At 37.3% G+C, this 14,600-nt stretch carries 10 protein-coding genes; 4 read left to right on the top strand and 6 right to left on the bottom strand.

Annotated features, from left to right (window positions below):
• Positions 1-19: 19 nt before the first annotated feature.
• The 4 genes from DW721_RS00125 to mobQ all read left to right on the top strand — a co-directional run bounded on the left by DW721_RS00125 (position 20) and on the right by mobQ (position 3,828).
• Positions 20-736, top strand: coding sequence for a replication initiator protein A (locus tag DW721_RS00125; protein ID WP_118744409.1), 717 nt, complete (start codon positions 20-22; stop codon positions 734-736).
• A complete protein-coding gene (locus DW721_RS00120) occupies positions 733-1,590 on the top strand; it encodes an ATP-binding protein (protein ID WP_055214936.1) in 858 nt (285 codons plus the stop codon). Before DW721_RS00125 ends, DW721_RS00120 begins: the two co-directional genes overlap by 4 nt.
• Positions 1,591-1,760: 170 nt before the next feature.
• Entirely contained in the window at positions 1,761-1,982 is a 222-nt protein-coding gene (locus DW721_RS00115) for a DUF3847 domain-containing protein (RefSeq protein ID WP_005348485.1), read from the top strand.
• 136 nt (positions 1,983-2,118) lie between these two features.
• A complete protein-coding gene (gene mobQ / locus DW721_RS00110; RefSeq protein ID WP_118744408.1) occupies positions 2,119-3,828 on the top strand; it encodes a MobQ family relaxase in 1,710 nt (569 codons plus the stop codon).
• Positions 3,829-3,946: 118 nt separating this feature from the next.
• Here the strand turns inward: mobQ and DW721_RS00105 are convergent, their stop codons facing one another.
• The 6 genes from DW721_RS00105 to sigK form a co-directional block, all read right to left on the bottom strand.
• Positions 3,947-9,784 (bottom strand): ATP-binding protein, encoded by a 5,838-nt coding sequence (locus tag DW721_RS00105; protein ID WP_118744407.1) that lies wholly within the window; start codon positions 9,782-9,784, stop codon positions 3,947-3,949.
• 141 nt (positions 9,785-9,925) lie between these two features.
• The gene (locus DW721_RS00100) at positions 9,926-10,297 is read right to left on the bottom strand and encodes a TnpV protein (protein WP_118744406.1); all 372 of its coding nucleotides are present in this window, start codon (positions 10,295-10,297) and stop codon (positions 9,926-9,928) included.
• Positions 10,298-10,328: 31 nt separating this feature from the next.
• Positions 10,329-12,182 carry a 23S rRNA (uracil(1939)-C(5))-methyltransferase RlmD gene (rlmD, locus tag DW721_RS00095; protein WP_118744405.1) on the bottom strand — a complete coding sequence of 618 codons (1,854 nt, stop codon included), beginning with the start codon at positions 12,180-12,182 and terminating at the stop codon, positions 10,329-10,331.
• Between the two features lie 214 nt (positions 12,183-12,396).
• On the bottom strand, positions 12,397-13,356 hold the full coding sequence (locus DW721_RS00090; RefSeq protein WP_118744404.1) for an HD domain-containing protein: 960 nt from the start codon (positions 13,354-13,356) through the stop codon (positions 12,397-12,399).
• A gap of 57 nt (positions 13,357-13,413) precedes the next feature.
• Positions 13,414-13,785: a response regulator gene (locus tag DW721_RS00085; protein ID WP_270467206.1), complete on the bottom strand. Its 372-nt coding sequence runs from the start codon at positions 13,783-13,785 to the stop codon at positions 13,414-13,416.
• Between the two features lie 129 nt (positions 13,786-13,914).
• On the bottom strand, positions 13,915-14,547 hold the full coding sequence (gene sigK, locus DW721_RS00080) for an RNA polymerase sporulation sigma factor SigK (protein ID WP_022014339.1): 633 nt from the start codon (positions 14,545-14,547) through the stop codon (positions 13,915-13,917).
• Positions 14,548-14,600: the final 53 nt, after the last annotated feature.

Genomic DNA, 14,600 nt, shown 5'->3' with positions numbered 1-14,600 from the left:
TTTGATTGGAGGTGAACACATGACTGACTTTCTGACAGCAGACACCAACCTGCCATCTTATATGATGTTTCCCCGTTTCCTTCTGGACATGGAAATAAACGAAACTGCCAAAATGCTTTATATTATCCTGCTCGACCGGGCAAGGCTTTCCCAGAAAAATGAGGGGTGGTCAGATACAGACGGTCATGTGTTCATTTACTTTACGATTGAAGCACTGGCAGAAGTTCTCCACAAAAGCCAGATGACGGTTAAAACTGCTCTGGCAGTACTGGAAAAACAGGAGCTTATCTTCCGAAAACGGCAGGGTCCCGGACAGCCCAATCGGATTTATGTAAAACTCCCAAAAGAAACCATCCACTATACAGACAGATTTCTTTCCCTAAGACAGACAAAAAACTGTCCTATTGACAGACAGGATTCTTTCCCTGATACAGACAGAAAACTGTCTGGTAATAAGAAAGAGATAAAAAAGAACAATTTAGCAATAAGAGGGAGTAAGGAGCCACTCTCACCCTATGGAAAATTTCAAAATGTTTTTCTGTCAGAAAAAGAGCTTGAAGATATCCGGCAGACAATCCCTGACTGGAAGGATTATATTGAACGCTTATCCGGTTATATGGCTTCTACCGGAAAGCAATATCAGAACCACGCAGCTACCATCATCAGTTGGGCAAGACAGGAGCATCCTGCTTCCCGACAACGAAATTACGAAAGTGAGGAATACGAAACATTATGACAAAATTTATAGAAAAACCAACAGCTATAACCCCAAACAGAGAGCTTCAGTCTGATGAATATTTTAACGAAACAGACCACCTGATCTACTGTTCCAAATGCAATACGCCAAGGCAATGCAGGCATGAATTACAGGGAAAGGTTCTTATTCCTTCCATCCGCTGTAAATGCCAGCAGGAAATCTTTGAGCAGGAAGAAGCCCAGAGAAAACTTCATGAAAAACAAATGGAAATAGAGCATCTTAAAACCAGCGGCTTACAGGACAAAGCACTCTATGACTACACTTTTGCCAGGGATAACGGCATCAATCCGGAAATAAAACTGGCACACAATTATGTAAGCAACTGGGAAGAGATGAGAGCAAATGCTTCCGGACTTCTCATCTGGGGTGATGTCGGTACTGGAAAATCTTTTTTTGCAGGCTGCATTGCCAATGCCCTTCTGGAAAAAGGCGTTCCTGTACTGATGACCAACTTTTCCCGAATTCTAAATACCCTTACCGGAATGCATTTTGAAGACAGAAACCAGTTCATCAACAGCTTAAACCGCTACAGTCTTCTGATTATTGATGATCTCGGAATTGAGCGGAACTCTGACTTTGCACTGGAACAGGTATTCAATGTGATCGACAGTCGTTACCGCAGTAAAAAGCCCCTGATCATAACGACCAATCTCACTTTATCAGAGCTGAATAACGCCGCTGATATCGCACACAAACGAATTTATGACCGTATTCTGGAGAGATGTATTCCTGTCCGTATCAATAACCGGAATATTCGTCAGGACAATGCAACAGCTAATTTAAAACAGGCAAAAAGAATTCTGTTAAACAATCATGCTCCGAACCAGAACTGAAGCAAAGAAGCATAACACGATAATTATTCTTCACTGACAGTGGTACTACTTTCTTTCCTTATTTATCACCAGAAACATGCCACTGTCAGTTATCCGAAACTATAGTACCAAACCATAAGATTTTAAAACCAATACTGCCCGGATACGGGCATAAAAAGGAGGTGCCAGATATGGCAGATAAAAAAATCATGACACCGGAAGAAAAAGCACTTTTACAGGCAAGACACCGCCAAGAAGAAGCCGAAGCAAGAAATCGCAAAAAAGAACGTGATGCCAGAACACACCGATTAGTCCAGGAAGGAGCCATTTTGGAAAGTATTGTTCCCCATATTAAAGAAATGGATTTGGATTCCCTGAAACGGGAGCTGATAATCCGGCTACGAGGAATGTAAACGCACAAGTTCTACTCCCGAAGGGCGCACTTACTCACCACCCGATAAATCGGGCGGTGGTATCCCCTACGGGGCTCGTGCGCTCTGCCGAGGGCTTTTCCGCTGTTGCAGGCAACATCGAAAGGAGGTGCCAGATATGGCAATTTATCATATGCAAGCCAAAGTTGTCAGCCGTGGTTCCGGACGTTCCGCTGTCGCAGCTTCTGCTTATATGAGCTGCAGCCGGATGTACAATGATTACGATGGCATCCAGCATGATTACACCAGAAAGCATGGACTCATTTATCAGGAAGTATTGCTTCCACCGATGGCTTCACCAGAATGGAAAGACCGTGAACAACTCTGGAATGCTGTGGAAGCTGCAGAAAAAACAAAAGACAGCCGACTGGCAAGGGAATTTGTTGTCGCACTTCCCGTTGAATTAGATAAGGACAGTAATATTTCTCTTCTAAAAGATTTTATTCAAAAGAACTTTGTAGATATGGGCATGTGCGCTGACTTTGCTATTCACGATACGGATGGACACAATCCTCATGCACACATTCTGCTTACCGTCCGTCCACTGAACGAAAACGGAACATGGCAGTATAAAACAGAAAAAGAATATCTCTGCATAAAAAATGGAGAAGAAAAAGGATTTACAGCTACTGAATTCAAAGCTGCTCAAAAAGATGGCTGGGAAAAGCAATACAGATATAAAGTTGGGAAAAAGAAAGTTTATATGACCGCATCTGTCGCACAGGAAAAAGGCTATGACCGCATCGACAAGCATCCAAAAAGCAACCGCTATGGCAGACAGAATCCCATTTCTGAACAATGGAACAGTGATGAGCAACTCTGTATCTGGAGAGCAAACTGGGCAGATACTGTAAATGAAATGCTTGCCCACAATCAGATAAATGCATCCATTGATCACCGCAGCTTTGCAGATCAGGGAATCACCGAACAGCCGACCATCCACGAAGGCTATATTGCTCAAAACATGGAAAAGAAAGGAATGATAGCTGACCGCTGTGAAATCAACCGCCAGATTCGTGCAGATAACCAAATGCTCCGGGAATTAAAAGCTCAGGTAGAGAAACTGGCTCAAGCTGTCAAAAATTCTATTCCTGTAATTGCAGAAACAATGGAAACTATCCGAAATCATATGATTTTTACACAATATCATTTACTTCATAATGAGATGCAAAAAGAAGTAATTCATGATTGGATGAATCATTTTAATCCAATACTGAATAAATACAACACCGTTAAAAAGAAACTCAAAGCTAAAGTTACAGAACGGAAAGAGCTGAATGTAGAAAAAGAGAAAACCAGTATTTTGAATCCCATCCAGCATATAAAATTGAATCAGCAGCTTACCACTGTTACGGAAGAAATTGAAGAACTGAAATCAAGGAAAGAGCAACTAATCTTCCAGGCACAATGCTCCACTGATAAAGATATGACGAATCTATCCAAAAAATATGACCAGATGAATAGCAATCTTGATATCCTGGATTCTCAGGACATCTCCCTTAAAAAGCAGCTTAAAAAAGACGCCGCTGCTTTCCGGGAAGAAAAATTTCGTCCTGAACCTGAACAGTATACAGAATTGCTGGACACCAGAATCCAGATACGTCCTGATTTCCGGGATAAGCTGATCGAGCAGCTCAAAGGTACTTTTGGTAAGTATTATGACTATCACCGCCGTGATATTGCCGCCAATGAGGTAGATTATCTCAATGTGGAAGATCCTGATGTTTTTTCCCATCGTGCCTGGGAACTTGAATATCAGAGGAAACAGGAGATGCGGCGAAATCAGCCTGTTCGGACTAAGGAAAGGGCACATGGTATGGAATTATAATCACTTTAAACAACTATAATCTTGCAAAACATTTTCCCCAAAATAAAGCATTTTCTAAAGTCTGTATTTCATTTCAAAACGGCGTATGGATTCATCAATTCCATACGCCCAGTTTCAATCAATAATCCTGCGTATATGATTGCACACAAGTTTTCATCATCAGTGTTCCAAATTGTTGCTCCAATATCCCAATATACTCTTTTTTTATATACAACTTAGTACCACTATATAATGGAATGGCATTTCCATGATACTCGCTGTCACCTTTGTAACTCGATGACCATTTTTTCATAATAAAAACAACATCCTTTTCCTGATTGATTGCAATATATCTTCCATTTAAAAAATCAAATTCAATATGAACATCAAGTAATTTAGAAACCGACGTTCCAGGCCATAGATAGTCTTCATCTTCTAGTTCTCGATCTAGCGTTCTAATAAAATCAATCAATGATTCCGGATTATCTAAAATCGTATAAATTTCTCCTTCCTCAACCGCTGTGGCTAAATATTGTTGGAATGGAATTTGATGTTCATCACCAGCTTCTCCTACTATTCCTTGATATGCAAATATCAAAGATGTCTGGTGATAATCGATATGTTTTTTTATCTCAGAGCATCCAATTAGAATATATTCATCTTTATTATTTATGAGAAAAGGCTCGCATGAATTATTCTTGTCATATAGATGATTTTGTGGTTGCATATCTCGGCACTTAAATAATTTATACATTCCCTGATAATCAGGTATCAATCGGAACAAAGTCTGTGGAAGCAACTCGGGTTCTCTGTCAATAAAAGCTTTTTCAATAATTGCATGGAGCGCATATTGAATTACATATGACTTGTACACAGTATTGGTTTCAAGAATCTTACTTGCCCCTCCAACAAAATCTTGCATTTTATCGTTCAATCTCCTTGACGCATGCAATTTTTTATAAATTTCTATATAATTAATACCAGAAGTATCAAGTACCTGCATAATTGGATCTCTATATACTGAATTCTCAGCATATTCATCGGTTCCTTCTTGAACCTCTTCTTTTCCAAGATCATATAGTTGTTCTGCCAAGTAAAACTCAACATCTTCCTGTTCCATATAATCAGGTGCATGTTTATCAGAACACATCAAAAGATAACTATTATACACTGTAAATTCGGAAAATATGACGTCTAGAAGCAAATTTCCAGTTGGATAAACAACATTAATTGCACTTATCATCCGATCTATATTCATATCCTTCAGACACCAACCGTAACACCTTACTAAATCTGCAATTGCTATTTGTGTCACAAGATTATATTGTTCATAATGTTCTAAACAAAACACTATTGATTCTGTAAATTCTGAAAATTTCTCTTTTTCAGCAGCATTCGCCAAATAAGCATACGTTGCCAAAAACGATTCCTTACCTCCATCAATAAACCGCATTAATAAGCAATTTCGTAGCTCTAACAGTTCATCCGTTTCTTCAAAAATATTATCACTAGTATACTGATCAAGATTCGGAAAACGAAGTTTCATAATATCAAATACATTTCTCCAAATCTCGACAATAATATCTTTATCATACTCAAATGCAAAAAGTGCGTCCAAAAGGCCTTTTGTAATTCTGCCCGAATGTGAAATAATAACTTCAGGTAATTCACTATAAAACGTATTACGCCCCACATCAGAACTAAGTCGTATACTATTGAGAAATTCATCCTTATCAATTAACGAACTTCCCCATTCATATGAGTAAAGGTACATCAACATATGAACTTCTGACATTTCTTCATCGTCCAGTTCCAGCCGCCCAATGATTTGCAGAATAATATCCTTACGCTTCTGACTATAACTCCAGCCACCAGATTTAGTAATTATGAATCTTAGTAATTCAAGTAAAGTGCCTTTATCATTCTGATAATTTTTAAGGAATTCACAGATATCTTGTACGTCTCGTTCAATTAAATCATGTGTTTCAAACCATTTCTTTGCGTCCTCTGGAGTTAAGGCTTCAAAACATGTTTGAGTGGCTTCAAAAACATCAATTGTTTTCTTATCTTCTTTGTTTTCCATATCGTTAGTTTTCTTTATATGGAAATATTCTATATACTGTGAAACATCAAATCCTGCTGCCTCAACTGTTAATAAAAATTCTTTAATGCTTCCATCTTTCCACGAATCATTGTCCGGCCAAGGATTATCAAGGATATTGTATCTTGAAACGATATTGATAACAAATTCTTTCATCCGAGACTTGATTAGTAATCTTTCATCAACATCTGCTCCTGTGCACATCTGCTCTAATGTTCTGAATATAGATGTGGATGCATCAATTATTCTCGGGCTTGTATCATTTGGAAGCGACTCAATCAGTCCAATTACAATATCCAAAAAGCCCAAATCATTGCAATATTTTTCTATAGCAGAACGCAACATACCTTCCACAACCCAGCTTTTTCCAAACTTAATTTGTAACTCAAACAGAAATGCAAGTGCATGCCTCGAATCTGTTTTGAGCAATTTATCAAACCAGCGGTTTAAGAAGTGCTTTGTTTCTCTTCCATCAGTATGATTCCAAAGAGCTATTGTCATTTTTGTTATTGTATCCCGTTCCTCCTCTGGATTTCCTGAAACAGATTCAAAAAAAACGTTATAAGAATCCATAATCTGTAACAGAATTATATCTTTATGATATCCATATGCAACAAGATAACGTGTAGAAATATCAAAACATTCTAACGCCTCAGTTTGATTATACTTTGAAATAAGACTAACAAAACGCAACTTTGCCGCAGCTATGCAATCATATACCTCATTTTTTTCTATTTTCTCTTGAGTCCTTAATAAATAAGGTTTTACAATTTCATAATTATTAATAGTCAAAAAGCGAGATATTACCTCCAAAAATTCAGCATCAGTTAATGGACCTCCCATGGTATGATCCAAACTTGTTCCCGTTTCATCATCAAGCCGTTCGAGAATACTCAATGCTTTTTCCAGATCATCAACAGTACCATTTTGAACAATCAGTTCTATTGCCTGTTCATATGACCTTGTTAACTCATTCTGAAGAAAATACAAATCACAAGTACGTGGTTCTCCCTTGAAAACTTCCGTATCCTGTAACAATAATTCCAAATTAGTAATCACTGATTCACAGATTATTTTAGAATTCATTTGTTCTGTGTGTGCACATAATTCTGCCATCTTTACAGAATAGATGATCCAATTATAGAACCAGTTAATATTTTCGCAATCCGAACAGACTGTCTCTATAACTTTCCTATCCCCCTGCTCAGCGAGATAATATATTTGTGAGAATAATTCTATAAAAATTCTTATATCTTTTTCTCCTGGCATCCTCAATGTTTTGATTTTTTCCCATTTTCCAATTGCAACCTCAAAGGAAATTTCACTTTGCGGATAATATCCTGTCTCAATATATGAAAGATAGTTTTTCCAATAAATTAGTTGTTGCTCTTCCGCAATTGAAGCAATTTCATCAAATTCTATATAGTCCTTTAGCTCACCATACGCAATCTCAATACATTGGTTTCTTATTGAAGCTTTTTCTTTTTCTATTGCCTCCATAAGTTTAGGAATGATACTAACTCCTTGTTCATCAAGATAATATCTATAATAATATTTAAGTTCCTCAATCTTGTACTGCTTAGCCTCTATATCTAAATACAATTTCCACCAAGGTGTAATACCAGCTTTCGAAGAAATATAACACGCAATTTTGCCTGTATTCATATCAAAGCTGGGTTTTCCATCAATCTGCATTAACTGATTTAGTTTAGAAGCACCCTTAATATCACAGAGTGCCTGAAAATATTCTTCCCCAGTACTTTCGAATTCGTTCATATCATCGAGCATTGCCAATAATTCACTCGCTGTTATCAACGCAACTAAATTTCTGATTCTAGCCGCACTTCGAATAATACAATTCAGATTCATTCTTATGCGTTTTCTAGAATACCCCTCTGCAACTGCATTAAGAACAAATTTTTTGTCAATCAAGGCAATATTTTCAGCATCCTTCTTGATCTTATACAATAGTTCCGAAAGATAATAAAACGACTTGTCAAATTTAAAAAACGGTTTCTCCTGTAGCCAATCAGTAAGAATACCATAAACATTTTTCTCTATATCAACTTTTCTATTTTCTAATGAAGATAATACAAACCGGCGAAAACTTTCATGATAAATTGAAAAACCACCACTTAACACGTTTTCCGCCAATAATGGATGAAGCATCGATATATCTTGCTCTACAAACTCTCCATCTCCAGTAATCTCCATTAAATCATTTAGACTAAGATAAAAATCTGCCCCGCAAAGTGCATTAACTGTGCGATTATTATGAATCTTTTTATACAAATAGGAATAATACTCAGATAAACTGATATCGTAATCTGGTATTCCGTCAATTAATTCTTTATTTACATTTGAGTTTCGTAACTGACGCAAGATATAATTGAGGTAAAGCGCATTTCCCTGAGATTTCTTAAGTAGATATTCACTTATTGATGAATCATCTCCTTTAATAGTATCATCAGCAATCTGAAAGGTCGCCATCAAGGATTTCACTTGCTTAATACCCCATGGTTCAATTTTAAATATACAGTAACTATTGGCTTTAAATTCATCCAGTGCGTCTATTGGTTGCGATGCTATTGTGACATAGCAGTTATCAGGAAAATGAATTTCCAACAATTCCGAAATAATTTCAGTTTCTGAACGTGAAATAAGATCTTTATGCAGATCATATTCTCTGGAGATATGATCTAGACCATCTACTACTAAATAAAATTCCCCTCCAATAAGTCGAAGCAGATTTTCAAGCTCTGCTTTATCAGCACCCAACGTTGTATTCTTATGCTCTACTAATTCTGGATATTGTTCCACAATCTGTGAAACTAGATTACCATATAAAGAAGTTACACGTATTCTCTCTAGACTATTTGTGTCCTGCAATGACTGAAAGCAATTATAATGAATAACTTTACTGTCATCATTCTCAAGTTTATCTATGTATTCATCGACAAGCCAAGACTTTCCAGAACCAGGATTACCAGTAATAATAACACGTTTTGAATCACGAATTGCTCTGTGCAGACTTTCAATCTCATCGTCAAGCATAACCTTATGCGCTGAATCTACCGGGAATCTCTGGTCGAATTTCCCATAATCCCTTATAAATCCAAGGCGTCCCATTAACGTATTGATATAAAGTCTATTCCCCATCGCTCTGGAACGCTTCACTTCCGTAGCAAGCTTATAAATAACTTCTTCTAAGTTTAGATTATCATTTGGATATATTCCTACGCCCAATTTCTCAGCTTGCCGAATAATTACATTTTCTATTCCGCCAGGATTTTTTAAATCAAGACTTGCCTTGGGCATTTCCAGAATAATCGTAAGTTCATTGCAAAATGATAAAAAGGCTTCTCTATCGATGAGCCCTGACTTAACCGCCAAATTAAACTTTCTCCATGTTTTTGGCGGTAGATTTCCCACTGGCCAAAACACCTCGCCATCAAACGAATATGCAACAATTGAAAAAGGCAAAGCCTGTTCTTGAATAGGTTTCAAAAACTCTACAATCGGATCATCATCATCGGGCCTATTCCACGCAAGGCACAATTTTATCTGAGTATCATTTTCAGATTCTTTTCTCGTTTTCCAAGAAGCAAAAAGATCGCATAATGCCGTATCATGTCCATTTCCATTTGCGAAGTCATCTTTAGCAAGTTTATGGGAATATTCATCATCAGAATACTTAATCTGAAATTCAGTAGTACCATTAGGTGTCTTCACCTTTAGATCATCAAATTTATCTCCACTAAAATCCTTACGATCAATAATTATTTCAGCATCTGTCTGTTTAAGCATTAGTTGTAGGATTATCGAAACAGTAAAATAATCCTGATATTCATATCCTTCATGGATTGGACTCTGCATTTAATGACCTCCTCACCTTAACACTAAGTAAATTAACTTTTCAATTCTTCCCTTATTATCAATATCATACCATCTTCTTAACCCATTTTCTATATAAGCTCTTACAAACACTGAAAAGCTCCCGAAGGAGCTTTCCACGCTTTAAATATACACTAATTCTTTTAACACAATCTCTTCTGCTGCATTTCGGATATTATTTACCGCTCTGACCCATTCCATCTGATCACAAGCTTTCAATTCTTCTGTAATGCCCTGCCTCTCCATCATCTGACGCACCAGAATATCCATTCTCTCCTGCGCTTCATCGTCCACCGCATTCAGATGTTCTGTCAATCTGTCTTCCAACATATACAGTGAATACATTGCCGGACGATGCTCTTTCAGATATGTTTTCCGCAACATTCCGTATTTCCCATAATGCGGTTCTTCATCTGTACTGACAAGATTCGGATAGTAAATTCCGTCTGCGCCAAGTGTGTAGGTTCCACCCATTTTTTCAAATGTGCTTTTCATGTGTTATTCCTCCTTGAAATCAGCGATGTCCTTAGATCATCGCATAATATTTCAGGGCAGCCTTGATAGCATCTTCTTTCTCTTTCGGGCATTGTGGAACTCTTGCATTTTCTGTTTTTGGAAGATTATAGTTTTCTCCCACTTCAATTCCACATTTGCGTTTTACCTGAGAAATATATAAACTTGAAACCTTCAAGCCAAATTCTTTCAGCACATAATCTTTGATTTCCTGATAGGTTGCTTTCAACTCGGCACTGGTGGCATCCAGCTCGTCCAGGTCTAAGTCGATCTCTATCGTGTCATCTGGTTTTTGTTGGGACAAAAGAACAACCGTCTCCACATGAAAACTCCCCCCAAACATATCGCAGGCTCTTACTCTCTTAACTTCATATCCCCTCTCAACAAGCACTTTCACATCTCTTGCCAGCGTTCCCGGGTCACAGCTTACATAGACAATCCTTGATGGTGCCATCTTTACAACTGTTTCAAGCAGTTTCTCATCACATCCCTTTCTCGGCGGGTCAAGTGTCACTACATCTGCCCTTAATTTTCCACCGCTTTTTTCGTACTGCTTGGGTACTACATCTTCTGCTGCCCCGACGAAAAATTCCGTGTTTATCATATGGTTAAGTTCTGCATTCTGTTTTGCATCTTCGATTGCCTGCGGTACTATCTCAACACCACACACTTTCGCCGCTGTCTGTGCCATGAAAAGAGATATTGTTCCGATACCGCAATACAAATCCCATACAACTTCACTTTCTTTTATGTCAGCAAATTCAAGTGCCGTCTGGTAAAGTTTCTTCGTCTGCTCAGGATTTACCTGATAAAATGAGAGCGGTGATATGCGGTATTTTATGTCCCCGATATAATCTTCTATATATGAGTGTCCATAGAGTGTTTCTATCTTTTCTCCAAGTATTACATTTGTCTTTTCACGATTTATATTAACAGTGATACTTTTTATCTCAAGGTTAATTCCACAATTTCTTATCATTTCCACAAATTCTTCCGGATGAGGAAGTTTTTTTGCATTTATAACAAGACATACCATGACTTCACCAGTTGTTTTTCCCACTCTTGTAAGTATATGCCGCACTATTCCTTTGTTCTTTTTTTCATCATATGCCGTTACTTTATACTTTTTCATAAATTCAAGAACAGTCTCAACTATCTGTTTGTTACATTCATGCTGTATAAGACAGTCCGTCTGTGGTATAATACTGTGTGTTCTTCCTGCATAAAATCCTGCAACAAGATTTCCGTCTTTGTCATATCCGACCGGAAACTGTGCTTTATTTCTATAATGAACAGGCTTTTCCATCCTTAAAATTGATTCCATTATTATCGGTGTGCCATTTAATGTATTATCAACATTATTTTCAGTTTTTGCCCTGTCATATTTATTTGCTTTCTTTGTTTCTTCCTGATGCAATATATTTTTACATTCTTCTTTATCCGGTCTTTTTTCAACCGATTTACTGCCATATGATCTCCTAGCTGCAATTTTTTTATATTCCTCCTCAGTATAAACAGGCACTCCGCCTATCCTCCTGAGACAATTAGCCACTTTCTCCTCTTTCCACGAAAGCTGCTTTTCATATGAACAATGCTGAAGCTGGCAGCCTCCACACTGTCTTGCAACAGGACATTCAGGCTCTACCCTGAACTCAGACGGCTTTATTATCTCTAACAGTCTTGCGTAACCATAATTTTTCTTTGTCTTTATCACCTTAACTCTTACCTTATCCCCGATAAGTGCATCTTTGACAAATAATGTGTACCCATCAATCTTGCCTATTCCCTCGCCAGTACTGCCAAGGTCCGTTATATCAAGTTCAAGTTCATCGTTCTTTTCACACACGAATTTTTTTTCCTTACTCATAATGCCATTTCCTTTATTATATTCAACTGTTTTTATAATGATGTTTTTCCACTTAAACAGATGCAACCCACCACTTATTGCTCTACGCAATAGAAACTGTTGTCTTCCTTGATAGTGTTAAATTACTATCCCCTGGTGAAAAAAGCCGACAAACCAACTATCCATATTTCTATTAAGATAATCAGCTCCCCGGCTTTTTATTTCTATATCGTCACTATCTCCTCTTTGCCGCACTTCCTGAACTCTGTCTGATATTTGAATCGACAAATCTGTTAAATCCGAGCCATTCAGTTGTTGGATTTGCCTTGTCATATATCTCAGTCATAGTCTCAAGCTTAGCATCCGTGTTGTCTGCAAAGTTAAGTGCCATCGCTTCTGCTATAGCAGGCTTTTTCGGCGAACCATACTCAAGTTCTCCGTGATGAGCAAGTATGCAATGGCGAAGCTCCGTTGCAAGTACCGGTGGAAATCCGCTTATCTGACGCACTTTGTTTCCGATAAGTTCCGCACCGATAAATATATGTCCCAAAAGCTGACCGTCATCCGTGTAATCATTTGCCGGAAAATCTGATAATTCAGATACTTTTCCTATATCATGGAAGATTGCGGCAGTAACAAGCAGATCTCTGTCAAGTATAGGATAATTGTCTGCAAAAAATACACACATCTTTGTAACTGCAAGCGTATGCTGCAAAAGTCCACCGATAAATCCGTGATGTACTGATTTGGCTGCCGAATGAATCTTAAATTCTTTTACAAACTCTTTATCATTTATAAAACATTCTTCCGTAAGCTGTTTAAGATGTGGTTCTTTTATCGTTGCTATGATACCTTTCAGCTCTGCATACATTTCCTCTATATCATACTTTGATGCCGGAATGTATTCTTTAGGGTCATACTCACCCTCTCCGGCTTTTCTTATGCGATTTATATTTACCTGACGGGCTCCCTGAAATGATGTTACAGTGCCATCTGTCATAATAAAATCCATACTGTCAAATTCTGCTATCCCGGCATTTAACTCCCAGACTTTTCCGTCTATAACTCCTGTTTTATCCTGAAGTATCAGAGAATAATATGTCTTTCCTGCCTTTGTCTTTAATATCTGTTTAGACTTACAAAGATAAATCCCGGAAAATTTATTTCCCTCTTTATATTCTTCTAAATATGTCATTTTAATCCTCATTTCTGCACATATTTTTTGTACATAGAAAGTTTTTTACTTTCCATACTATTCCTTATCTAATTTTAATACTGCCTTTACCGATTTTATAACTTTTTCTGCCTCATAAGGCTTTATAATAAAATCTTTTGCTCCCGCTGTAATTGCATCAACAACCTTCTCCTGATATCCCATTGATGAACACATTATTATCCTTGCATTGTCATCAATCTCTTTTATCCTGCCTACTGCCGCAATCCCATCCATCTTAGGCATCGTAATATCCATGATAACAAGATCCGGTGAATATAATTTATATTTTTCTATAGCCTCTTCCCCATCACCAGCTTCAACATATTCAAATCCAAATGCTGCATCATCAAGGATCTTTTTTAACGACATACGCACAAATGCCGCATCATCTACTAAAAGTACTTTCATTGATATCCTCCTACAATCTGTACTATAAATCACCGAAAATTTATACTAAGCCTGTAATATCAAACTACAGGTTCAGATCAATCGTACAAAATCTCCCATTCTTATCCTATATATTAACACAACCGCCATCTATAAACAATCATTTTCATAACTTTTTCTCAGCTTAAGCAATGCTGATTTTTCTATTCTCGATATATAAGACCTTGATATTCCATACTCGGCTGCAATTTCACGCTGCGTTTTTATCTTAAAACCACCTATACCGTATCTCTTCCTTATAATATCCTGCTCCCTCCCACTTAAAACTTCTTTTATTTTATCATCAAGTCTCTTTATTCGCTCATCCTGCGTAATCTTTTCTACAATATCCTCATCTTCATACTCGATAACATCTATAAGATTTATTTCATTCCCCTCTTTGTCCGAACCTATCGAATCGTACAGATAAACATTTCTTGATGTCTTTTTTTCCGTTCTTATATTCATCAATATTTCATTTTCAATACATCTCGCACAATATGTTGCAAGTCTTATATTTTTTGAACCGTCAAAAGAATCCACACCTTTTATAAGACCTATTGTCCCTATCGAGATAAGATCTTCAAGCTCCCTGTCAGATGTATTATATTTTTTAACTATATATGCGACTAACCGCAGGTTTTTTTCAATAAGAAGTTCTCTCGCACTCCTGTCTCCCACTTGGTATCTTTTGATGCATTCTTCCTCTTCTTTTGCACTCATTGGTTTTGGAAAGGATTGCACCTCAAGCACCTCTAAACATTATCATTTATATATTATGCCTGTTGACAACATTT

Source organism: Clostridium sp. AM27-31LB, from assembly GCF_003480745.1.
Taxonomy (GTDB): domain Bacteria; phylum Bacillota; class Clostridia; order Lachnospirales; family Lachnospiraceae; genus Butyribacter; species Butyribacter intestini.
Note: the sequence above shows the minus strand (reverse complement) of the source record. Positions and strands in the feature narration are given on the sequence as shown.

Bases quoted from the DNA above. Each gene is read 5' to 3' on its own strand.
- DW721_RS00125 (WP_118744409.1), top strand. From the start codon at position 20: ATGACTGACTTTCTGACAGCAGACACCAACCTGCCATCTTATATGATG.
- DW721_RS00120 (WP_055214936.1), top strand. From the start codon at position 733: ATGACAAAATTTATAGAAAAACCAACAGCTATAACCCCAAACAGAGAG.
- DW721_RS00115 (WP_005348485.1), top strand. From the start codon at position 1,761: ATGGCAGATAAAAAAATCATGACACCGGAAGAAAAAGCACTTTTACAG.
- mobQ (WP_118744408.1), top strand. From the start codon at position 2,119: ATGGCAATTTATCATATGCAAGCCAAAGTTGTCAGCCGTGGTTCCGGA.
- DW721_RS00105 (WP_118744407.1), bottom strand. From the start codon at position 9,784: ATGCAGAGTCCAATCCATGAAGGATATGAATATCAGGATTATTTTACT.
- DW721_RS00100 (WP_118744406.1), bottom strand. From the start codon at position 10,297: ATGAAAAGCACATTTGAAAAAATGGGTGGAACCTACACACTTGGCGCA.
- rlmD (WP_118744405.1), bottom strand. From the start codon at position 12,182: ATGAGTAAGGAAAAAAAATTCGTGTGTGAAAAGAACGATGAACTTGAA.
- DW721_RS00090 (WP_118744404.1), bottom strand. From the start codon at position 13,356: ATGACATATTTAGAAGAATATAAAGAGGGAAATAAATTTTCCGGGATT.
- DW721_RS00085 (WP_270467206.1), bottom strand. From the start codon at position 13,785: ATGAAAGTACTTTTAGTAGATGATGCGGCATTTGTGCGTATGTCGTTA.